Raw genomic sequence first — 23999 nt, forward strand, 5'->3', positions numbered from 1 at the left:
AGGGGAGAAGAGGTGTTATAAACAATGAGGTATTTGTACCAATCTGATAAAGGAAAAATACGTGAATTGAATGAAGATGCGGTAGCTATATTTTCAAATGAAGAAGCAATTTTAGCAATTGTTGCTGATGGTATGGGGGGGCACCAAGCTGGAGATGTTGCCAGTCAACTCGCTATTGATGAGCTCGAAAAGTATTGGTTAGCTTTTGAGGGAACCATAGCAAAAGATTATTTCGAGAAATGGTTAAGAGAAACTATCATCAAGGTAAACAATACTGTCTACCAAAAATCACAGTCTGACATTGAGTGTAAGGGGATGGGGACAACTGTTGTTGCAGCAATTTGCACTAAAGACTATCTAATTATAGGACATATTGGAGATAGTCGTGCGTATTTAATGAATCAGTCAGAATGGCAGCAAGTAACAGAAGATCATTCTTTAGTAGGTGAATTAGTACGCACCGGCCAATTATCTCAAGAGGATGCAGAAGTTCATCCAAGACGAAATGTTATTTTAAAAGCACTAGGAACAGAACTGAATTTGGAACCAGATATGTATGTTACTTCGTGGAATGAGTATGACCGATTGTTGATTTGCTCTGATGGATTATCAAATAAATTAACCGATCAGGAATTACATGAAGTTATTGTGCATACCAACAATGAGAAAATAAGCCAAACCTTAATTGACATGGCTAATAATCGTGGTGGAGAAGATAATATATCTTTAGCGATTATTGATCAACGAGATAAAGTTGGTGATCCAACGTGCTAGAAGGAAAAGTACTTAACGAACGTTATGAAATCATTAAGCTAATCGGTGGCGGAGGTATGGCAAATGTATACCTGGGAAATGATTCAATCCTAGAAAGACAAGTTGCGATTAAGGTGTTACGTTTAGAATATGCTAATGATGATGAATTTATAACGCGATTTCATCGAGAAGCACAGGCTGCTACTAGCTTATCACATCCAAATATCGTAAATATTTATGATGTTGGTGATGAGGAACAGATTTATTATATGGTAATGGAATATGTTGATGGTATGACATTAAAACAATACATACAGTTACATGCGCCGATTGAAGTAGAAGAAGTTATGGATATAATGACACAGATTACTTCAGCAATAGCTCATGCCCATGATAATGAGCTAATACATCGTGATATTAAACCACAGAACATTTTAATTGATTCCTATGGACAAATTAAGGTAACAGACTTTGGAATTGCAGTGGCATTAAGTGCAACAGCTTTGACTCAAACAAACTCTGTTCTAGGATCTGTGCACTATTTGTCTCCTGAACAAGCACGAGGCGGAAAAGCTAATCGTAAATCGGATATTTACTCATTAGGCATTGTGCTATTTGAAATGTTAACAGGAAATTTACCATTTTCAGGTCAATCTGCAGTTTCAATTGCGTTAAAACATTTACAATCAGAAACCCCATCTGTTAAAGAATTCAATCCAAGAATTCCGCAATCCGTAGAGAATATAGTATTAAAGTCAACAACGAAAGATCCCTTTCATCGTTATCAATCTGTTTATGAAATGGAAGATGACTTAACACATGCTTTAGACCCTAGCCAATTGCATGTTGCAAAATTTAAAGCACCTGAATCAGATGATACGATAACAAAAGCGATTCCAATTATGCAAAAGGACACAGTTGAGCCTGAAACTTTAGAAGATGGAACATCTACCATTATCAAGCAAACAAATTCTATTAATCAAGAAGAACCTAAAGAGATGAAAAAGAAGAAACGTAAAAAGACATTTATATGGGTAACAAGTTTGTTTGTGATTCTATTTGGGGCGATTTTAATTGCATTATTTGTTTTGCCTAGTTTGTTTCAGCCTAAAGATGTAGTTATTCCTGACTTAACAGGCTTAAGTTATGAAGAAGCACAACAGGAATTAACGAATTTAGAACTGATTGTTACAAAGGAAGAGGACTTTGATGAGGATATGGAAGAAAATCATGTGATCGAAACAATTCCACGTGCTAATGAAACAGTAAAGGAAGGTAGAGAAATTACTGTTTATGTAAGTTTGGGGCCAGAAAAAGTGGAGTTTGATGATTATGTAGGCAGTGAATATGATAGAATCGAAAAAATCCTTAATGATCAAGGCTTCAATGATGTCAAATATTATGAAGAGTTCTCAGATCAACCTGTTGGAGAAATTATAGCACAAATTCAACCTTCTCCAGGGAGTGAAGTAGTACCTAAAGATACGAATGTTATTTTCGAAATCAGCAAAGGCCCAGAAAAAATCACATTAAACAGGTTGGTTGGACTTCATGTGGACGAAGCGACAGAATATTTAGCAGATCATGATCTTTCCGTCGATATTAAAGAGGAAAATCATGATGAGGTAGAGGAAGAATATATCATTGAACAATCTCCATCAGCAAATCAACAGTTAGAAAAAGGAGATCTTGTTACGTTAACAGTATCAACCGGACCAGAACCAAAAACACAAATTACGCATTCAGAATCATTTGAAGTTGAGTATACGGGTGAGCTATCTGATGATGGCGAACCTCAGCCACAAGATGTTAGTATTTATGTAGAAGATATGAACCATCAAATTTCTGAATTATATCAAGAAGTAGAAATGATAACGGAAGATACACCATTTACAATCCAACTAACGATCGCACCTGATGAACAAGCAACATACAAAGTGATAAGAGATGATGAGTTAATTATTGAGAAAACATTATCCTATGAAGATGTAGAGGGTGAGTAAATGCCAAAAGGAAAAATTGTAAAAGCTCTAAGTGGATTTTATTATGTAGATTATGAAGGTGGGCAGATACAATGTCGTGGCAGAGGAGTTTTTCGTCAAAGGAAAATCACTCCTTTAGTTGGCGATCATGTTGAATTTGAATATAAAGATAAAAGGGAGGGGTATATCTTGTCAATTGATGAACGAAAAAACCAATTGACAAGACCTCCAATAGCTAATGTGGATCAAGCGATTATTGTTACTTCTGTAAAACAACCTGATCTAAGTTTACATCTGTTAGATAAGTTTCTTGTCTTGGTCGAATCTAAAGGAATTCAGCCTTTATTGTTTTTCACTAAGATGGATCTATTAACAGAACAAGAAGCTATTACAGTGAAGGGAAAATTAGCTTATTATCAAAGGATAGGATATACAATAGAATTTTTATCTACGAGAGATAAAGAGATGATTGAGCAACTATCTATCCATCTGAATAACAGGGTGTCTGTATTTGCCGGCCAGTCAGGGGTGGGGAAAACTTCGATATTAAACCGGATTGTACCTGGTTTACAATTAGAAACGGATGATATCTCAGAAAGTCTTGGTAGAGGTAAGCATACTACAAGACACGTTGAATTGATTCCAGTTGAAAATGGTTTGGTGGCAGATACTCCTGGTTTTAGTGCACTCGATTTTAAAGAAATACAATTAGACGAGCTCCCCAATTGTTTCCCTGAATTTCAAGCATTGCAGGATGAATGTAAATTCAGAGGTTGTATGCATATAAAAGAACCAAAATGTGCTGTAAAGCAAGCCTTGGAAAATGGCAATATATTAGAAGATCGATACCAGAATTACCTACAGTATGTAGAAGAAATTAAAAACAGAAAGCCGAGGTATTAACATGAGCACGAAAATTGCCCCATCAATTTTATCAGCAGATTTTTCTATATTGAAAGAAGAAATTGAAGATGTAATAGCTGGAGGAGCAGATTACATACATATTGATGTAATGGATGGTCATTATGTACCAAATATCACTATCGGTCCCCTAGTTTTATCTTCGATTAGACCAATTACTGATGCTACATTGGACGTTCATTTGATGATAGAAAATCCTGATCAATATGTTCAAGATTTTGTCAATGCAGGTGCAGACATTATTACTGTCCATGTAGAAGCAGCTCCGCACTTACACCGAACGATTCATATGATTAAAGAAGCGGGTGTTAAACCTGGGGTTGTCATTAATCCAGCGACACCAGTAGAAATGATAAAACCTATTCTAAAAGATGTTGACCTTGTATTGTTTATGACTGTTAATCCAGGGTTTGGTGGACAGTCATTTATCCCTGAGGTGTTAGACAAGGTAAATAAGGCTGCTAAGTGGCGAGAAGAATTAGGGTTGTCATTTGAAATTGAAGTAGATGGTGGCGTTAACCCAGAAACGGCAAAGCAATGTATAGACGCGGGCGTAGATGTACTTGTCGCCGGAAGTGCAATATTCAATGAAAAAGACCGCAAACAAGCGATTGAAAAAATAAGACAAAGCAAATAGTGCTGTAAATGAAGTTTCCATGACTGGGGAAATAATCTTTTTATTCACTTTAAACATAATAACTTAAAAATTTTTATTGCGCATTATACGGATACTGCGTAACAAATGATGTGGTAATTTTGATATGAAGTTTGTGCTTAAAACCGCTCCGGCTTGCCCACTTCGCTTTCCGAGGGGCATGTTCTTCAGCTAACTTTGAAAAGAAAGGCACTTTTCAAAGTGGATCTTCAGACCATGCTAATCCCTCAGGAGTCAAAGTGGACGCCTGCGCTATTTTGATAATCTACAACGCTAGCATAAGGAAACTTATTGGTATTTCTATCATTTGAAGAATTCGTTACTTGGCTTAAAAGTACAAAATGCTAGCTGGTAAAAACATTGTTGAATTTTTCAAATAGCGGAGTCCGATTGCGAAGTCTCCTGCTGAAAGCGAAGCAATCGGCCGGAGCGCCATGTTAGCTCACTAATGCTTTCAATATTACCAAAATGTTTTTTGCGCAGTATTTTCCTAGTGCAAATCTAAATGATATGTATACAATGACCGTAGGAAAGGTTGGTTTAAGTGAATATTGGAATTGTTGCGGGTGGTCCACAAGAAGCTCTTGCTGATCTTGCTATTTATAAAGATAAAGTAGATCTCTGGATTGGAGCTGATTTAGGAGCATCCTATTTATTAGACCAAAATATAACTATAGATATAGCCATCGGTGACTTTGATTCTATCGATCATAATACTAAAAATAAAATCAAATATAGTGCGTCCATTTATAAAGAATATCCCATCGAAAAAAACGAAACAGACCTGGAATTAGCAATAGAAAAAGCTTTAACTTATGATCCAGACTCCATTTTCTTATTTGGAGTTACTGCTGGAAGATTAGATCATGAATTAGCTAACATTCAATTGCTATATCGGCTATTAGATCAAAATACGAAAGCAGTGATCATTGATCGTCAAAATGAAATAGCTATGTTTAAACCAGGTAAATATCAAGTATGCTCAAATCATAATAATCAGATTTCATTCATACCTTTTAGCTCTACAGTACAAGACTTAACATTAGAAGGTTTTTATTACCCATTATCTAATGAAACGATTTCCTGGGGCAGCACTCGTTGTATTTCTAATCATCTAATTAAACAACATGGTACTTTTTTATTCAATCATGGCATATTAATAATGATAAAGAGTACGGAGGAGGATAACTTATCGTAAACACTCACAAAATTCTTTAAAGCTTGCAATTATATGGGTAGTTACACATAAGCTATATAAGAATCCTTTTTCAAACGATTGTTTTCTTCAGGAGATGAAGAGGAGGGGTATGATGAAATTCTATACAATTAAGCTCCCGCGGTTTCTAGGTGGTTTTATTCGTGCACTATTGGGATCTGGAAAAAAATAAGAAAAAGGCTCCTTATTTAAAGGGGCCTTTTTCTAACTTAGCAATTATTATACGAATTAAACACGTTCTACTTTGCCAGATTTAAGCGCACGAGCAGAAACATACACACGTTTTGGTTTACCGTCAACCATAATTCTAACTTTTTGTACGTTTGCTTTCCAATTACGCTTATTTGCATTCATAGCATGTGAACGGTTATTTCCTGAAGTCGTTTTACGACCAGTTACAACACATTTACGTCCCATAATTTCGTTCCCTCCTACTACACTAACTCAATACATACTTATATAATTTATCATATATAAAAGCATTTTGCAATTTAGAATTTACAACAAAAATCAACTTTTACCCATGATGGAACCTAAATTGTTGTAAATAAATTAGCTGAAGTAGTAATCTTGAAACGATTTATTTACTAGACATCCGCTTCGGCTGCCCACTTCCCGTTCCGTGGGTTTTTCCCTTCAGCTAACTTTTTCAAGCAAAGATCGCTTGGAAAAGTGGATCTTCAGGTAAAACATTCCCACAGGAGTGAAAGTGGTCGGCCTACGCTATAAATAGATTCTACAACGGTTGCAACAGTTACCACTTTATGCTTTCAAAATGTGTTTCTTTTAAATGGCGAATTAGAAGAAATTATTTCAACTCTTGCATCCTTTGTAGAACCTTATTTAGCGAAGTGGGAAATCCGGAGCGACTGTTTACGCACTTGTTTATGTTCAAAATTACCACGACAGTTACTTCGCAGTTTGTTTTTTATGTATATATTGTTTTTTGTTTATTTGATGGTGGTGGGTTTGTGGGGAATGCTTGACATACGCTTTATTTTCATACATTCTATAATGGAATAGGTTTATTTTTGATATAATAAAAGCAATGTTAGGTAATTATAAATGCTTTTTTTCACTGATTTAAAAGGAGGATGTAGGATGTCCATAGAATTAAAAAAAGAGAATGGCTTTGTAACAATAACCAATGAAGTCATAGCTACTATTGCTGGTGGTGCTGCCATCGAGTGCTACGGCATAGTCGGAATGGCTTCCAAAAATCAGTTGCGAGATGGAATTGCAGAAATTCTGCGAAAAGAAAACTTTGCAAAAGGCGTTGTTGTTCGCCAAGAAGAAGAAAATGTTCATATTGATATGTACATTATTGTAAGTTATGGGACAAAAATCTCGGAAGTAGCACATAATGTACAATCACAAGTAAAATATAATCTTGAAAAAACACTCGGTTTAAAAATAAAATCCATTAATATATTTATTCAGGGTGTTCGAGTCATTCAAGATTAGATCAAATTGGAGTTTTTGTTAAATGGAGTAGAGGGAGGAAGCAACAAGTGAATCAAAAAAATATAAATGGTGAGATGTTTGCTAATATGGTGTTAGCTGGGGCTAACTCTTTAACAAATAATGCGGAAAGAATTGATGCATTAAATGTTTTCCCCGTACCTGATGGGGATACTGGAACTAATATGAACTTATCGATTACTTCAGGGGCTAACGAAGTAAAGAAGGCCGAACAAGATAGTGTTGCAACCGTAGCAAATGCATTTGCCAAAGGTTTATTAATGGGTGCAAGAGGTAATTCTGGTGTAATACTTTCCCAATTATTCAGAGGATTTGCTAAAGGATTAGAGAACAAGAAAGAATTGGATATCGAAAGTTTTGTAAAAGCGCTTGATAGTGGCGTTAATACGGCATATAAGGCAGTTATGAAGCCTGTAGAGGGTACTATTCTTACTGTAGCTAAGGACACTGCTGCAGAAGCTAAGAAAATAGCTGAAAATGAGGAAGATATTATTGCCTTTTTTGAAAAAGTAGTCCAAGCTTCTAAAAAGTCATTAAAAAGAACTCCGGATTTGCTGCCAGTTCTCAAGGAAGTTGGAGTAGTTGATAGTGGTGGACAAGGTTTAGTTGTAATTTATGAAGGTTTTTTAGCAGCATTAAAAGGTGAAGAAGTACCAGAAGCTTCTCACGACGAAACAATGGATTTAAATGATCTTGTTAACGCGGAGCATCATAAGCTGGCGCAAGACTATATGAATACAGATGACATTGAGTTTGGCTATTGTACGGAGTTTATGGTTCGTTTTGAGGAAAACAAACTAAAAGATCATCCTTATGATGAGGCGAAATTCAGAGAAGAATTGAGTGAGCATGGTGATTCATTACTAGTAGTTTCCGATGATGAAATTGTCAAAGTTCATATTCATGCAGAATATCCTGGCGATGTTTTTAATTTAGGACAACGTTTTGGGAGTTTTATAAATTTAAAAGTAGAAAACATGAGGGAACAACATTCGAATATCGTCGATAAAATAGAGGATAAACCTCAGGAAAAACAAAAATTCGGTGTGGTAACAGTAGCAATGGGTAATGGATTAACGGAATTATTCAAGAGCTTAGGTGCTACGGTAGTAATTCAGGGTGGTCAAACAATGAATCCTAGTACACAGGATTTAGCCAATGCTATTAAAGAAACAAATGCCGAAAATATTATTGTTTTACCGAATAATAAAAACATTGTAATGGCTGCAGAGCAGGCTGCAGAGCTTGCAGAAGAGAACGTTGCAGTTGTACCTACTAAAACCATTCCACAAGGGATGTCGGCGATGCTAACTTATAATCCAGAAGCAACACTGGAGGATAATAAACAAGGAATGATAGAAGCAAGTGAAGAAGTAAAAACAGGACAAATTACATATGCTGTTCGTGATACACAAATTGACGGTATGACGATTGAAAACGGACATTATATGGGTATTGCTGATGGAAAAATTAAAGTCACAAATGCTGATCATATAACAGTTATCAAAGAATTATTGACAGATATGATTGATATCGAAGAAGATGAAATTGTAACGGTTATTCGCGGGGAAGAAACTTCTGATGAAGAGGAAGAAGAAATTGTAGCATTTATAGAAAATCATTTTGAAGATATTGAAGTCGAAGTTCATCAAGGTAACCAACCAATTTATTCTTACATCTTCTCGATTGAATAAACGAACAAAGACACTGGGACAGAAGTAATTTATAATTAGTAAAATCCAAACGATTATTCGAATAACCTTTCAATATCGTTTGGATTTTTATACATATTAGGAAAATACTGCGACATAGCTTAAGTGGTAATTGAGTGGTGATTATGAAATTTTATTTGTGCTTTCAACCGCTACGGCTTGCCCGTTTTCCTTTCCGCGGGTTTTTTCCCTAAGCTAACTTTTTAAGCAAAGTTCGCTTAAAAAGTGGATCTTAGGGAAAAAACATCCCGCAGGAGTGAAAACGGACGCCTTCGCTCTAAATGGATTCTACAACTGTTGTCACAGCTCTCATTTTGAACTTTCTATAAGTATTTACGTATACACTATGCATTAGAAGTCTTTATTTAAACTCTTTCATCCATTGTAGAATTCTATCTAGCGCAGGCGTCCACTTCGACTCCTGAGGGATTAGCATGATCTGAAGATCCACTTTGAAAAGTGTTTTCCTTTTCAAAGTTAGCTGAAGAGCATGCCCCTCGGAAAGCGAAGTGGGCAAGCCGTAGCGGTTGTTACGCACATAATTTCTTTCAAAATCACTACAATTCAAATAAACATACTGCGCAGTATCCATATACTGTGCAATGTTAAATAGTATAGTTGAATGTGTTTGAGGTCAATTTATTAGATAGCTGAATTATAAATAAAAGAGAGTGTGAGACTTATGGTTGATGCGTCAGTTCAAGAAGTGAGTGGTGTTGGTCCTAAATTAGCAGAGGCCTTAGATCAAATTGGAATTCGCTCTGTAGAAGATCTTCTGTATTACTTCCCTAATCGGTATGATCATTATCAACAAAAACCACTCCATGAACTAATACATAAGGAAAAAGTGACAATTGTTGGAGAAGTTATCCATGAACCCACTGTTCAGTTTTACCAAAGACGGAAATCAAGGCTTGTGGTGACATTAAGTGTTGATGGGGTGGTAGTCAAAGGTGTGCTTTTTAACCGCGCATTCGCTAAAAAACACTTCATACCCGGTGAAGAGGTATCTGTGAATGGAAAATGGGATCAGCATCGATTACAAATAACGATTGATAATTACAAAAAAGGAAACATTGATGAGACTAGCCCGATAACCCCAATATACTCTTCAAAAGGTGAGATTAAAAATGCACAATTTCAAAAAATCATTAAAAATGCATTATCTACCTACTGTGAACAAATAATTGAAATACTTCCGCCGTCATTTTTAAAACAATATAAATTACCTGATCGTATGGAAGGGTTAAACCAACTTCATTTTCCTGCATCATTTGAACATCTAAAACATGCTAAAAGACGGTTTATCTATGAAGAACTATTACTGTTTCAAATTAAAATGCAGCTTTATCGTAAACGGAATCGTGAAGAAACAGAAGGTAATGCTCAAAATATAAACTTAAATAAAGTCAAAGAATTGATTAACACCTTTCCCTTTGCATTAACGTCCGCTCAACAGAAATCGTTAGCAGAGATTATAAAGGATCTGCAATCTCCGTATCGAATGAATCGTTTGTTACAAGGGGACGTGGGCTCAGGAAAAACCGCTGTAGCGATCATTAGTTTGTACGGGGCTGTGACTGCCGGAAAACAAGTTGCCTTTATGGTGCCAACGGAAATTCTAGCAGAACAGCACGAGGCATCGTTACGTGAATTCTTACCAGAACATATAACGGTTCGTCGATTAACGGGTTCAGTAAAAGGGAAGAGGCGAAAAGCTATATTGGCAGAAATTGAGGATAGTAGTTGTGATGTTGTAATAGGAACACATGCACTTATTCAAGATGATGTCCATTTCGGTCAGTTGGGCTACGTTATTATTGATGAACAACATCGTTTTGGTGTACAACAGCGGAATACACTACGTGAAAAGGGGATATTAGCTGATATATTATTTATGACAGCTACACCAATCCCGCGAACGTTATCCATTACAGCATTTGGGGATATGGATGTTTCAAAAATAGACCAAATGCCTAAAGGACGAAAACCAATCGAAACATATTGGGTAAAACAAAATATGTTTGAAAGAACGGTTAACTTTATTTATAAAGAAATAAAAGCGGGCGCACAAGCTTATGTGATATGTCCATTAATTGAGGAGTCCGATAAATTAGATATTCAAAATGCATTGGATCTGTTTCACAGGCTTCAAGAGGTTCTCAGTGGCAAGGCAACTGTAGGTCTGATGCATGGTAGATTATCGACGGAAGAAAAAGAACAAGTGATGACAGAATTCTCAGAGAATAACCTGCAAATATTAGTCTCTACGACGGTTGTAGAAGTTGGTGTAAATGTGCCGAATGCCACGGTGATGATGATTCAGGATGCGGATCGATTTGGTTTATCGCAATTACATCAATTAAGAGGACGAGTAGGAAGAGGAGATAAACAGAGCTACTGTATCCTAGTAGCAGACCCTAAGGGCGAGAATGGAAAAGAAAGAATGCGAATAATGACGGAAACAACGGATGGTTTTGTTTTAGCAGAACGGGATTTAGAATTGAGAGGGCCAGGCGATGTATTTGGAGTAAAACAAAGTGGTTTACCAGAATTTAAACTTGCCGATATGGTTCATGATTACCGAGCGTTAGAGACAGCAAGAACAGATGCAATCGAAATTGTAGCAGATGAAAAATGGAAACTACCTGAATATCAAGGTTTAATGGACTATTTAGTTAACGAAATCAAAATAGATGCGAAATTATTAAACTAGAGACACTTGCATAATTTGTAATGGTATTATATATTACTATTAGTACCTAGTCATAATATTACAGAATAGATGACGCATTAAGATGGACGGTGGATAAATTGAAACGTAACAAAAAAGACAGACAATCTTTGTTGAAAGATACAATAGAAGAAAAACCGTTTATTACGGATGATGCATTAGCGAAACTCTTTAATGTTAGTATTCAGACCATTCGACTTGATCGCATGGAGCTTAATATTCCTGAATTACGTGAACGGATTAAATCTGTCGCAACATCCACGTGGAATGAGACAGTAAAAGCACTACCAATAGATGAAGTTATCGGGGAAATAATTGATTTAGAATTAGATCAGCGTGCCATCTCGATTTTAGATATAACTGCTGAACATGTCTTCTCACGGAATAAAATTGCAAGGGGGCATCATCTTTTTGCACAAGCTAATTCATTAGCTGTAGCTGTCATAAATGATCAACTTGCGTTAACAACCAATGCTGATATTAAGTTTACTAGACAGGTGGTTGAAGGGGAGCGGGTTATTGCTAAAGCGAAGGTAGTAGGTACAGAGATAAACAATCGCACCGTAGTAGAAGTACATAGTCATGTCGATAGCGAAACAGTGTTTACTGGTGTTTTTGAGATGTTTCGATCTAAAGAAGAGAAAGAAGGGATTCAGCAATGAGAATCGCAATCGATGCAATGGGGGGAGACCATGCACCAAAAGAAATAGTATTAGGTGCATTAAAGGCAGTAAATCAATTTGATAATCTTAACATTACCCTTGTTGGGAACGAAGAACAGATAAAAAAATACACAAAAGACCATGCATCAATCAGTATCATTCATACCGAAGAAAAGATCACAAGTGATGATGAACCAGTTAAAGCAGTTCGTCGTAAAAAGAAAGCGTCGTTGGTTTTAATGGCAAACGAAGTAAAATCACATCAAGCAGATGCTTGTATCTCAGCAGGTAATACGGGTGCACTGATGAGTGCGGGATTGTTTATCGTAGGTAGAATTAAAGGGATTGACCGACCTGCACTAAGTCCAACACTTCCGACTGTAGATGGAAGAGGTTTTCTTTTATTGGATGTAGGAGCAAATGTTGATGCAAAACCTCAACATTTACAACAATACGGCTTAATGGGATCTATCTATATGGAGAACGTGCGAAAAATAGAAAATCCACGAGTAGGATTATTAAATGTAGGTACCGAAAATGGTAAAGGTAATGAATTAACAAAAAAAGCTTTTGAATTGTTAGAAGAACTACCAATTAATTTTGTTGGTAATGTAGAAGCAAGAGATTTATTGAATGGTGTTGCAGATGTAGTAGTAACCGATGGCTTTAGTGGAAATATTGCCTTGAAAACGGTAGAAGGAACAGCTCTAACTTTATTTTCTATGCTAAAAGAGAAATTTATGGTCAATACCAAAACAAAAATAGCAGCAGTGTTAGCTAAAAGTGAATTAAAGGGGCTAAAGGATCAGTTAGATTATTCAGAATATGGTGGTGCAGCTTTATTTGGTCTTAGTGCACCTGTTGTGAAAGCACATGGTTCATCTAATGCCCAGGCTATTTTCAGCGCGATAAAACAAACGATGGAAATTGTAGAAAAAAACGTAATAGAAACGATCGAATCAGAAGTGAAACATTTACAAGTTTCAACTGAGGAGGAGTAAACCTTGAAAAACATAGCATTTATCTACCCTGGGCAAGGTTCTCAGGCAGTAGAGATGGGGAAAGATTTATATGATCAATTTGATCAGGTTAAAGAACTTTTTGAAACCGCAAATGAACAATTAGGCTATGATTTGACTTCAATAATGTTTGACGGCCCTAAAGAAGTTTTAACAAAAACGGAAAACACACAACCCGCTTTATTATTAGTTAGCACTGCTATAACAAATTTATTAGCAGAAAATAATATCTATCCATCCATTACTAGTGGTCATAGTCTGGGAGAATATAGCGCACTAGTTGCTGCAAAAGCAATTTCTTTTCAGGATGCAATCACATTAGTACATGAGCGAGGAAAATTAATGGAGAATGCTTATCCGGAAGGAAAAGGCTCGATGGCAGCTGTTTTAGGGATGGATAAGGAAACACTCTCAACAGAGTTAGAAAAAGTGAGAGATGAATTAAATGAAGTGATAGAGATTGCGAATATTAATTGCCCAGGGCAAATCGTGATTTCTGGAACAAAGACAGCGATTGACGAAGCAGTAGATCAATTAAAATCTAAAGGCGCCAAAAGAGTGCTTCCTTTGCCAGTAAGTGGACCATTTCATTCGAGTTTAATGAGACCAGCTGCAAAGGATTTTGAACAATTAGTACAGAAAATGGACTGGTCCAACATAGACATACCTGTTTATGCTAACGTAACAGCTAAAAAAGTAACGGAAGCAGAAGTTATAAAACATTTGTTAGTGGAACAACTTTATTCACCTGTTCGTTTTGAAGAGATCATTGAACAGCTTGTAGAAGATGAACTGGACGCCGTTGTAGAAGTTGGAAGTGGAAAAGTGCTTACAGGTCTTGTGAAAAAAGTGAATAGGAGAACGAAAACTTTCGCAGTACAAGATCAGGCATCATTAGAGGAATTTATCCAGTGGGCCAAGGAGGAAAAGTAATGTTAAAAAATCAAGTAGCACTCATAACAGGAGCTTCTCGTGGAATTGGACGTGAAATTGCTTTAACACTTGCAAAAAATGGTGCGAAAGTAGTTGTTAATTATGCTGGTAGCGAAGATAAAGCTCAAGCTGTAGTGGATGAAATCGAGTCTAATGGCGGGGAAGCTATCAAAATACAAGCAAACGTTAGTGACGAAAGCGAAGTAAAAGCGATGATAAAAGAAACGACAAAAACCTTTGGTAATCTAGACATCTTAGTAAACAATGCTGGTATCACCAAAGATAATTTATTAATGCGTATGACAGAAGCAGACTTTGATGATGTGATTGACATTAATCTTAAAGGCGTGTTTTTATGTACAAAAGCAGCTTCCAGACAAATGATGAAACAAAAAAGCGGACGTATCATCAACCTTTCATCAGTAGTCGGAATCAGTGGCAATCCTGGTCAAGCAAATTATGTTTCAGCTAAAGCAGGTGTGATTGGTTTAACCAAAACGACAGCAAAAGAATTGGCTGCACGAAATATCCTTGTTAATGCGATTGCACCTGGATTTATCGCAACAGATATGACAGAGAAGCTTGATGAGGCACAGAAAGAACAAATGCTTTCATTAATTCCTCTAAATAAATTAGGAAAAACAGAAGACGTAGCAAATGTAGCATTGTTTCTGGCATCAGAGCAATCCAATTATGTTACAGGACAAACCATTCAGGTAGACGGTGGAATGGTTATGTAATATGATAAACATACTCTTTGAAAGGGGGTGACGGAAAAATGGCAGATACATTTGAAAAAGTAAAGCAAATCGTTGTCGATCGTCTTGATGTGGATGAGGATAAAGTAACATTAGAAGCTTCCTTTAAAGATGACTTAGAAGCAGATTCTTTAGATGTGGTGGAGCTAGTAATGGAGCTTGAAGATGAATTCGACCTAGAAATTGCAGATGAAGATGCAGAAAAGATTTCTACAGTAGGTGATGCTGTAAATTACATAAACAGCAACCAATAATTTTTGTCTAAAGATAGAAAAGTCTTACTGATGTAAGGCTTTTCTGTTATCTATTGTATAGATAAAAAGTATTACAAATAAGGGTTGGCGATCCGCTAAGTTTCCTATATAATTATTTTAATGAGTGATTTCAGGTTGGTAGGTGAAAATTTTGACAGATTTTACATTGTTTCAGGAAGAATTGGGGATACGCTTTAATGATGAAAAATTATTGAAGCAAGCTTTTACACATTCATCTTATGTGAATGAGCACCGGAAAAGAAATTTATTGGATAATGAAAGACTAGAGTTTCTAGGTGATGCGGTATTGGAATTAGGAGTATCTCAGTATCTTTACAGAGAATATAATGAACTTGAAGAAGGGGATCTGACGAAACTTAGAGCTTCGATTGTATGTGAACCTGCCTTAGTCAAATTTGCAGAATCATTAGATTTTAGTAAATTTGTCTTACTTGGTAAGGGTGAAGAAATGACTGGTGGTCGCAATCGTCCAGCTTTACTGGCAGATGTCTTTGAAGCTTTTATAGGTGCATTATATTTAGATCAAGGATATGAAGAAGTCATTACTTTCCTAACCAAATATGTTTATCCTCAAATTACAACCGGTGCTTTTTCGCATACGATGGATTATAAGAGTCAATTGCAAGAAACAGTACAGCAACATAAAAATAAGTTAGTCGAGTATGCGATCGTGGATGAAAAAGGTCCTGCTCATGACCGCGAATTTTTTGCTGTTGTGACAATTAATAGTAAAACTGCAGGTAAAGGTGTAGGCAGAACAAAAAAAGAGGCAGAACAACGCGCTGCCAAACAAGCCCTAGACGCATTACCAAACTAAAAACACCCTCCTATTTCAAACAAATAGGAGGGTGTTTTTTATATAGCAGACACAAACTGCGAAGTAAACTGTTGTAAATTTATTAGCCAAAGTAGTAATTTTGAAATGTTTTATTTACTAGACATCCGCTCCGACTGCCCACTTTCCTTTCCGTGGGTTTTTCCCTTCAGCTAACTTTTTCAAGCACGCTTGAAAAAGTGGATCTTCAGGGAAAACATTCCCACAGGAGTGAAAGTGGACGGCCTACGCTATAAATAGGTTCTACAACGGTTGCGACAGTGATCATTTAGACCTGACTATAAGAATTTTAGGCCAATTATTTAAAAGTTACTATTTCAATTCTCGACCATTGTTGAATTTGACCTAGCGCAGGCGTCCACTTCGACTCCAAGGGGATTAGCGCGATCTGAAGATCCACTTTGTAAAGTGGTCTTCTTTACAAAGTTAGCTGAAGACGCGCCCCCTGGAAAGCGAAGTGGGCAAGCCGAAGCGGTTGTTACGCATACATTTTCATTCAAAATCACCACATTTGGTACTTCGCAGCAGTTTAGATATAATATCGCTGTTTGCTTATGGCTAGATTCTTAGGTGTTTGTTATTTTCGGTAGTTTTTTAGTTCTGCGATGAATGCTTGGGTTTCGGCTACTGTTAGCTTTCCTTTTTGTTTTAAAAGGTCGTATAATCCTTTTAATTCGTCATATTTATTAATATCGTAATCCTTTGGGTCCATAATGGATTCGTTTACGACTTGAAGCATTCTTCCCATTTCATGAATAATATGTGCTAAGTTTTCTTCGGTTCTTTCTTCTAAATTCAAGTACATTCACTCCTATATTCGTATTTTAGTAATCTTCCTTCTCACACTCTACTCTTTATGATAAAATAAATAGGTTGAAATGCAAAGGGTAAATTGTATTTCAAAATTAGATTCGTCTTCAAAAGACAAAAAAATAGGGGTTTTAACATGTATTTAAAACAATTAGATACAATTGGTTTTAAATCTTTCGCAGAACGAGTAAAAATTGAATTTGTAACTGGTGTCACTGCAGTAGTTGGACCAAATGGTAGTGGAAAAAGTAATATTACAGATGCCATTCGGTGGGTGCTTGGTGAGCAATCAGCCAAGTCTTTACGTGGAGTAAAGATGGAGGATATTATTTTTCAAGGCAGTGAAACTCGAAAAGCGTTAAATGTTGCAGAGGTAACATTAGTCTTAGATAATTCTGATAATCGATTACCTGTAGATTACCAGGAAGTCAGTGTTACACGTAGAGTGTATCGTTCTGGTGAAAGTGAATTTCTAATGAATAAACAACCCTGCCGCCTAAAAGATATTACCGAACTTTTCCTTGATTCAGGGTTAGGTCGAGAAGCTTTCTCGATTATTAGCCAGGGTAAAGTAGAGGAAATATTAAGTTCCAAATCAGAAGAACGAAGAGTTATTTTTGAAGAGGCGGCTGGAGTATTAAAATATAAAAATCGTAAAAAGCAAGCCGAATATAAACTCGCTGAAACACAAGAGAACTTAAATCGTGTAGAAGATATTATTTATGAAATAGATGGTCAATTGGAGCCTTTAGAACAGCAGGCAACCATTGCTAAAGAATATTTAACTCAAAAAGAACGCTTGAAAAATATTGAAGTAGGATTATTAGCAAAGGAAATCGAACACCTTAATGATCAATGGGAACATTCTCAGAAAGATATAGATGAAAAAAAACAATCGTTAACAAACAAACAACAATGGGTTGAATCAAGGTACTCGGAGAATAGTCAATATAAGGAACAAATTCACCAAGTGGATGAGAAAATTACAAAACTGCAAGAAGAGTTGCTTGTTGTGACACAAGAACTTGAAGGTTTAGAAGGAAATAAAAAAATCTTTCGTGAACGCCTTCATCATTTTCAAGAAAATAAAGAGAAGATAGAACAAGAAATTACAGAGACAGAAAAGAAAAAAGAGATACTTATTCAAAAGGTAGAAGATGAACAACAATTATTAGTGCAAAGTAGACAACAAAATCAACAGGTTTCTAAACAAATACAATTAGCAGAAGAACAGTTAGAAAAAGGAAAAAATACGATTGAGGAAGATATCGAATCATTAAAAAGCGATTATATCGAATTATTGAATGAACAAGCAGCAAAGCGAAATGAAAAAAATTCGATTCAGCAACAGTTAGATCGAATGAAAGGTAAAGAGAGTGTCCAGTCATCAAAATGGCAACACCTTCACCAAGAGCGAATAAAATTAAGAGATAATGTTGAAGAAGTTGAGGGAACATTAAATAACCAAGAACAACAGTTACATAAGTTTCAAACCGAATATGACCAAGTAGATCGAAAAATCACGGTGGAATCTAAGCTTTTGGATGATATGCAACAAAAGTTGTTCAAGGGATACCAAATGGTAGAGAATTTAAAGTCTAAGAAAGAAATGCTAGAAGATCTTAAAGAAGATTTTCAAGGTTTCTATTATGGTGTAAAAGAAGTATTAAAAGCAAGGGAACAAAAGGTGCTGTCAGGAATTCATGGGGCCATTCCTGAGCTTATCGAATTTGATGACAATCTCGTAGATGCAATGGAAACAGCATTGGGTGCACAAGCACAACATATTGTAGTCGACTCAGAAAAATCTGCAAGAGAAGCAATTAAGTGGTTAAAAAAGACAAATAAGGGTAGAGCAACTTTTTTACCAATCACTTCGATGAAACCAAAACAATTACCAAGTAATATGATTAGTATGTTAGAAGATGATAAGGACTATCTAGGAGTAGCGGTAGATCTCATTAATTTTGATGACAGATACAAAGCTGTTATGCAAGCTTTGCTAGGAAATGTGATAATTTCGACCACGTTAGCTTCTGCTAATAAATTTGCTCAACAGACTGGAAGAAGATACCGAATTGTGACCCTTGATGGTGATGTTGTGAATCCGGGAGGATCGATGTCAGGGGGAGCTAAAAAGAAGAACAACCAGTCACTATTCACTCGTGATCGTGAGTTGAAAAACTTATCTAAAAAGTATAAAGAATATCAATTACGAGTAAGAGATTATGAAAGTCAAATCAATAGCCAAAAAGAGGAGTTAAAACGTCTTGAGGCGAATAAGAGTGAACAACTTGAACAATTAGAAGAAATGAAAGCGACCTACCAATTACACCACAGTAACTATAAAGAGTGGAAACTATCTCTCGAACATTTAAATGATCAGTTATCCATTTACGATCAAGATAAAATGCAACAGGAAGAAGATCGTAAATATTTAGTTAAGCAAGCAGATCAAATAGAGCAAAGTTTACTAACGTTGCAAGAAAAATTAAAATCGTTGGATAGTCAAATCGAAGAATTAACCGATCAACATCAAAATTTTGAGGCGCAAGAGGAACAATTAAAACAAAAGTTACAAGCTCTTCGCGTGCAGCAAGCAGAAACAAGAAGTCAACTATCGAATCAAAAGGAAAAAGCAGAAAATGCCCAAGCAGACGTAACAGAAATTAAATTAGCTCTAGAAGATAAACAAAATCAACTGAGACAATTAATTGAAGTAAAAAATAATCAACAAACAGAAGCAGAGATTGTTCAAGAAATTAAAGAAAAAAGAATAGAAAAAGATAAAAAACAAGAGAACCTTCAACTAATTCGGGATAATCGTTCAGAAACACAGCAAAAAATAACAACTTTAGAAGAATCGATTAAGCAAGTGCAAAAGGAAATAGCCGATTTGCAACAAGAAATTCAATCGATTGAAATTAAACGAAACAGACTTGATCTCGATTTGGAAAATCGCTTGCAATTTTTAGAAACAGAGTACAACATTACGTTTGAGAAAGCTAAAATTGATTTCGAACAACCTGAACATTTAGATGAGGCAAAACAACAAGTGAAATTAATTAAGAAATCGATTGAAGAGTTAGGTAATGTTAATCTAGGTGCGATTGATGAATATGAAAGAATAAAAGAAAGATATGAATTTTTAACTAGCCAGCAAGAAGACTTGGTAGAAGCAAAAAGAACCCTTTATGATATTATAGCTGAGATGGATGAAGAAATGACTCGACGTTTTGAAGAGACTTTCACCCAAATTAAAGATGAATTCACGGTGGTTTTCCAACGCTTATTTGGTGGAGGACATGCCGAGTTAAAATTAACGGATCCAGCTCAACTATTAGATACGGGTGTCGATATTATTGCTCAACCACCAGGGAAAAAGCTGCAGCAATTAGGTTTATTATCAGGTGGAGAAAGAGCTTTGACCGCTATTGCTTTATTATTTGCAATATTACGCGTCCGTCCTGTTCCGTTTTGTGTACTTGATGAAGTAGAAGCTGCTTTAGACGAAGCAAATGTTACTCGCTTTGCGCAATATCTAAAACATTACAGTGAAAACACACAATTTATTGTGATCACCCATCGAAAAGGTACAATGGAAGAATCGGATGTATTATATGGTGTTACGATGCAAGAATCTGGTGTATCAAGATTGGTATCTGTGAAATTAGAAGAAGCACCAGAGTTATTAAAAACATAATAAAGGAGGTAAAAATATGAGTTTCTTTAAAAAATTAAAAGAAAAATTCCAAACAAATGAAGAAAATGAAGAAGTATCTGACAAATATAAAGATGGCCTTAGTAAGACGAGAAAATCTTTTTCTGAAAAAATTAATGATCTCGTTGCACGATATCGCACAGTAGATGAAGAATTCTTTGAAGACCTAGAAGAAGTACTTATTTCTGCTGATGTTGGTGTATCTACTGTAATGGAGTTAATTGAAGAATTAGAAATGGAAGTTAAAAGACAGAACATCAAAGATACGAAAGAAGTTAAGCAGGTTATTTCAGAAAAATTAGTTGAAATTTATCAAGGTGATGATGATCAAGAGGATCATACAGACTTAAATTTGCAAGAAAATGAATTGACGATCATTCTTTTTGTTGGTGTAAATGGTGTAGGAAAAACTACTACGATTGGAAAATTAGCGCATCAATTGAAATCAGAAGGTAAAGAAGTAATATTAACGGCTGGTGATACCTTCCGTGCTGGTGCCATTGAGCAATTAAATGAATGGGGTAAGCGTGTCGGTGTCGATGTAATTAAACATAGCGAAGGAAGTGATCCGGCAGCAGTTATTTATGATGGTATTCAAGCGGCAAAATCACGACAAGCAGATGTGTTATTGTGTGACACAGCAGGTCGCCTGCAAAATAAAGTGAACCTTATGAATGAATTATCCAAAGTGAAAAGAGTAATAGAGAGAGAAGTTCCTAATGCTCCTCATGAAGTGTTATTAGTTTTAGATGCAACTACTGGTCAAAATGCTTTAAGTCAAGCTAAAACATTTTCTCAAGCAACCGATGTTTCTGGTATTGTATTAACGAAACTAGATGGTACAGCTAAAGGTGGTATCGTGTTAGCAATTAGAAATGAGCTCGGTATTCCAGTTAAATTGGTAGGATTGGGTGAAAAAATGACAGATTTGCAAGAGTTTGATCCCCATGCCTTTGTTTATGGACTATTTGCTGATATGCTGGAAGAGGAATAACCTTTAGGCTTGACAGTGCTTGTTTATCATGAGTAGACTTTAGTGTAAAGGTATTTTACTTAACGAGGAGTCCTTTCTATGTTAGAAAAAACGACAAGGATTAATGCTCTTTATGATTTTTATCACAAATTACTAACAGATAAACAAAGAAATTATATGGAGATGTATTATTTAGAAGATTTTTCTCTAGGAGAAATTTCTGAGACGGCAAATGTATCAAGACAAGCGATATATGATAATATTCGTCGGACAGAGCAAATGTTAGAGGAATATGAGAAGAAATTAGGCTTATATCAGAAATTTTTGAAACGACAAGAATTATTGCTTGAATTGAGCGACATGATCGGCGATAAAGATCAAACATTTAAAAATAAAATTAGTAAGATAATTGAAATGGAATAGGGGGCATTGTCTATGGCATTTGAAGGTTTAGCCGACCGCCTGCAGAATACGATACAGAAAATTAAGGGAAAAGGTAAAGTAACCGAACAAGATGTCAAAGAAATGACTAGAGAGGTTCGACTAGCACTTTTAGAAGCGGATGTTAACTTCAAAGTTGTGAAAGACTTTGTTAAAAAAGTAAAAGAACGTGCAATTGGACAGGAAGTTATGGAAAGCTTAACACCTGGTCAACAAGTCATTAAAGTAGTAAAAGAAGAATTAACAGCTTTAATGGGTGGCGATGAAAGTAAAATTGCTGTTGCTGATAAACCCCCTACTGTCATCATGATGGTAGGTCTGCAAGGTGCAGGTAAAACAACCACAACTGGTAAACTGGCCAATCTTTTGCGAAAGAAATATAACCGTAAACCATTATTGGTAGCTGCTGACGTATATCGGCCAGCAGCAATCGACCAATTAGAAACACTAGGTAAACAGTTGAGCATGCCGGTATATTCTGAGGGAACCGATGCAAATCCGGTCGATATTGTTAATAACGCAATGGCACATGCCAAAGAAGAACATTTGGATTATGTGTTAATCGATACCGCTGGTCGATTGCACATCGACAATGATCTAATGGATGAATTAGTTCAAATTAAACAAAATGTAAATCCTGATGAAGTATTTTTAGTGGTCGATTCGATGACTGGTCAAGATGCTGTAAATGTTGCGGAAAGCTTTAACGAACAGTTAGAAGTATCAGGTGTGGTGCTTACGAAACTAGATGGTGATACTCGTGGTGGTGCTGCTCTTTCCATTAAAGCTGTTACAGATAAGCCGATCAAGTTCGCTGGTATGGGTGAGAAATTAGATCAAATCGAAGTGTTCCATCCTGAGCGTATGGCTTCTCGGATCCTCGGGATGGGTGATGTTCTGTCCTTAATCGAAAAGGCCCAGGACAATGTAGATGAAAAAAGAGCCAAAGAACTAGAAGAGAAAATGCGTTCAGCTACTTTCACATTCGATGACTTTTTAGAACAAATGAGTCAAGTGAAAAATATGGGACCACTTGACGAATTGATGGATATGATTCCTGGTGCAAACAAGATGAAAGGTCTCAAAAATGTCGACTTTGATGAGAAACAAATTGCCCATGTAGAAGCGATCATTCAATCAATGACTGCAAAAGAGCGTCAAGATCCTAGTTTAATGAATGCAGGTAGAAGAAAACGAATAGCTAAAGGTTCCGGACGTTCTGTTTCAGAAGTAAATCGATTGTTAAAACAGTTTGAAGAGATGAAGAAAATGATGAAACAGATGACAAATATGCAACAAGGGAAGAAAGGGAAAAAGGGTAAAAAACCAAAAGGATTAAATTTTCCATTCATGTAAGGTAAAAACCCTTTACAGACTAAAATAAATCTGATACAATTCTATCTTGTGTGAGATATTTATATGGAGGTGTTATATATGGCAGTTAAAATTCGCTTAAAGCGTATGGGTTCTAAAAGAAATCCTTTCTATCGTATCGTAGTTGCGGATTCTCGTTCACCACGTGATGGACGTATTATCGAGCAAATTGGAACATATAATCCGGTTGCTAACCCGGTTGAAGTGAAATTAGATGATGAAAAAGCACTTGATTGGATGACAAAAGGTGCGAAACCAAGTGATACGGTGCGTAATTTATTCTCAAACGAAGGCATCATGAAGAAATTCCACGAATCAAAAAATCAATAACAAAGTGATGTGATTCGCGATGAAATCTTTGATTGAAACAATAGTAGAACCATTAGTCGATCACCCGGCAGAAATTGTTGTCACGGAAAGAGAAGAGGAAAACAAAATTGTTTACCATCTCGAAGTGCATGAAAATGATGTTGGTAAAGTGATCGGTAAAAATGGGCGCATTGCAAAATCAATACGAACAGTTGTATACGCAGCTGGAATGAAATCTAACAAGAAAATCTACTTAGATATCATGTAAAAAAGAGGGCGGGCAACCACCCTCTTTTTTGTGTAAAAATAATCTGTAAAAATGTATATAAAAACTAAACTGCGAAGTTCCAAATGTGGTAATTTTGAATGAAATTGTATGCGTACCAACCGCTCCGGCTTGCCCACTTCGCTTTCCAGGGGGAGCGTCTTCAGCT

General features: G+C 36.1%; 23 protein-coding genes. 21 read left to right on the forward strand and 2 right to left on the reverse strand.

What is annotated here, in order from left to right; translation table 11 throughout:
* Positions 1–24 precede the first annotated feature (24 nt).
* The 6 genes from BUC25_RS10505 to spoVM all read left to right on the forward strand — a co-directional run bounded on the left by BUC25_RS10505 (position 25) and on the right by spoVM (position 5699).
* Positions 25–774, forward strand: coding sequence for a Stp1/IreP family PP2C-type Ser/Thr phosphatase (locus tag BUC25_RS10505; RefSeq protein ID WP_073201835.1), 750 nt, complete (start codon positions 25–27; stop codon positions 772–774).
* The gene (pknB, locus tag BUC25_RS10510; RefSeq protein WP_073201836.1) at positions 768–2756 is read left to right on the forward strand and encodes a Stk1 family PASTA domain-containing Ser/Thr kinase; all 1989 of its coding nucleotides are present in this window, start codon (positions 768–770) and stop codon (positions 2754–2756) included. The genes BUC25_RS10505 and pknB overlap by 7 nt, the downstream gene beginning before the upstream one ends.
* Positions 2757–3638, forward strand: a complete 882-nt coding sequence (rsgA, locus tag BUC25_RS10515) for a ribosome small subunit-dependent GTPase A (protein WP_073201837.1) — start codon at positions 2757–2759, stop codon at positions 3636–3638. It begins immediately after the preceding gene.
* A 1-nt stretch (position 3639) separates the two neighbouring features.
* Positions 3640–4293 (forward strand): ribulose-phosphate 3-epimerase, encoded by a 654-nt coding sequence (gene rpe / locus BUC25_RS10520; RefSeq protein ID WP_073201838.1) that lies wholly within the window; start codon positions 3640–3642, stop codon positions 4291–4293.
* A 562-nt stretch (positions 4294–4855) separates the two neighbouring features.
* Positions 4856–5509: a thiamine diphosphokinase gene (locus BUC25_RS10525; protein WP_073201839.1), complete on the forward strand. Its 654-nt coding sequence runs from the start codon at positions 4856–4858 to the stop codon at positions 5507–5509.
* Between the two features lie 112 nt (positions 5510–5621).
* On the forward strand, positions 5622–5699 hold the full coding sequence (gene spoVM / locus BUC25_RS10530; RefSeq protein WP_139251824.1) for a stage V sporulation protein SpoVM: 78 nt from the start codon (positions 5622–5624) through the stop codon (positions 5697–5699).
* Positions 5700–5755: 56 nt separating this feature from the next.
* Here spoVM and rpmB read toward each other — a convergent pair whose 3' ends face one another.
* Entirely contained in the window at positions 5756–5944 is a 189-nt protein-coding gene (gene rpmB, locus BUC25_RS10535) for a 50S ribosomal protein L28 (protein ID WP_058307859.1), read from the reverse strand.
* 684 nt (positions 5945–6628) lie between these two features.
* On the opposite strand from rpmB, the gene BUC25_RS10540 reads away from it, so the two are divergent.
* From BUC25_RS10540 to rnc, 9 genes are all read left to right on the forward strand, one after another.
* Entirely contained in the window at positions 6629–6991 is a 363-nt protein-coding gene (locus BUC25_RS10540) for an Asp23/Gls24 family envelope stress response protein (protein ID WP_073201841.1), read from the forward strand.
* A gap of 47 nt (positions 6992–7038) precedes the next feature.
* A complete protein-coding gene (locus BUC25_RS10545) occupies positions 7039–8703 on the forward strand; it encodes a DAK2 domain-containing protein (RefSeq protein WP_084543443.1) in 1665 nt (554 codons plus the stop codon).
* A gap of 700 nt (positions 8704–9403) precedes the next feature.
* Complete coding sequence (recG, locus tag BUC25_RS10550) at positions 9404–11437, forward strand: ATP-dependent DNA helicase RecG (RefSeq protein WP_073201842.1); 2034 nt, start codon at positions 9404–9406, stop codon at positions 11435–11437.
* A 98-nt stretch (positions 11438–11535) separates the two neighbouring features.
* Entirely contained in the window at positions 11536–12117 is a 582-nt protein-coding gene (gene fapR, locus BUC25_RS10555; protein ID WP_073201843.1) for a transcription factor FapR, read from the forward strand.
* Positions 12114–13118 (forward strand): phosphate acyltransferase PlsX, encoded by a 1005-nt coding sequence (gene plsX / locus BUC25_RS10560; RefSeq protein ID WP_073201844.1) that lies wholly within the window; start codon positions 12114–12116, stop codon positions 13116–13118. The genes fapR and plsX overlap by 4 nt, the downstream gene beginning before the upstream one ends.
* 3 nt (positions 13119–13121) lie before the next feature.
* Positions 13122–14069, forward strand: coding sequence for an ACP S-malonyltransferase (fabD, locus tag BUC25_RS10565; RefSeq protein WP_073201845.1), 948 nt, complete (start codon positions 13122–13124; stop codon positions 14067–14069).
* Entirely contained in the window at positions 14069–14809 is a 741-nt protein-coding gene (gene fabG / locus BUC25_RS10570) for a 3-oxoacyl-[acyl-carrier-protein] reductase (RefSeq protein ID WP_073201846.1), read from the forward strand. The genes fabD and fabG overlap by 1 nt, the downstream gene beginning before the upstream one ends.
* Positions 14810–14847: 38 nt before the next feature.
* Positions 14848–15081, forward strand: a complete 234-nt coding sequence (gene acpP, locus BUC25_RS10575) for an acyl carrier protein (RefSeq protein ID WP_058307847.1) — start codon at positions 14848–14850, stop codon at positions 15079–15081.
* 151 nt (positions 15082–15232) lie between these two features.
* On the forward strand, positions 15233–15919 hold the full coding sequence (gene rnc, locus BUC25_RS10580) for a ribonuclease III (protein ID WP_073201847.1): 687 nt from the start codon (positions 15233–15235) through the stop codon (positions 15917–15919).
* 595 nt (positions 15920–16514) lie between these two features.
* Here rnc and BUC25_RS10585 read toward each other — a convergent pair.
* Complete coding sequence (locus BUC25_RS10585) at positions 16515–16742, reverse strand: DUF1128 family protein (protein WP_342039396.1); 228 nt, start codon at positions 16740–16742, stop codon at positions 16515–16517.
* A gap of 141 nt (positions 16743–16883) precedes the next feature.
* On the opposite strand from BUC25_RS10585, the gene smc reads away from it, so the two are divergent.
* The 6 genes from smc to BUC25_RS10615 all read left to right on the forward strand — a co-directional run bounded on the left by smc (position 16884) and on the right by BUC25_RS10615 (position 23833).
* Positions 16884–20450: a chromosome segregation protein SMC gene (gene smc, locus BUC25_RS10590; protein WP_073201849.1), complete on the forward strand. Its 3567-nt coding sequence runs from the start codon at positions 16884–16886 to the stop codon at positions 20448–20450.
* Positions 20451–20466: 16 nt separating this feature from the next.
* Positions 20467–21462 (forward strand): signal recognition particle-docking protein FtsY, encoded by a 996-nt coding sequence (gene ftsY / locus BUC25_RS10595; protein ID WP_073201850.1) that lies wholly within the window; start codon positions 20467–20469, stop codon positions 21460–21462.
* A gap of 78 nt (positions 21463–21540) precedes the next feature.
* Positions 21541–21864: a putative DNA-binding protein gene (locus tag BUC25_RS10600; RefSeq protein WP_073201851.1), complete on the forward strand. Its 324-nt coding sequence runs from the start codon at positions 21541–21543 to the stop codon at positions 21862–21864.
* Between the two features lie 12 nt (positions 21865–21876).
* Entirely contained in the window at positions 21877–23238 is a 1362-nt protein-coding gene (ffh, locus tag BUC25_RS10605) for a signal recognition particle protein (protein ID WP_073201852.1), read from the forward strand.
* Between the two features lie 78 nt (positions 23239–23316).
* Entirely contained in the window at positions 23317–23586 is a 270-nt protein-coding gene (rpsP, locus tag BUC25_RS10610; protein ID WP_073201853.1) for a 30S ribosomal protein S16, read from the forward strand.
* A gap of 19 nt (positions 23587–23605) precedes the next feature.
* Entirely contained in the window at positions 23606–23833 is a 228-nt protein-coding gene (locus BUC25_RS10615; protein WP_073201854.1) for a KH domain-containing protein, read from the forward strand.
* Positions 23834–23999 lie beyond the last annotated feature (166 nt).

The sequence above is a fragment of the Gracilibacillus kekensis genome (assembly GCF_900143085.1).
Lineage (GTDB): Bacteria > Bacillota > Bacilli > Bacillales > Amphibacillaceae > Gracilibacillus > Gracilibacillus kekensis.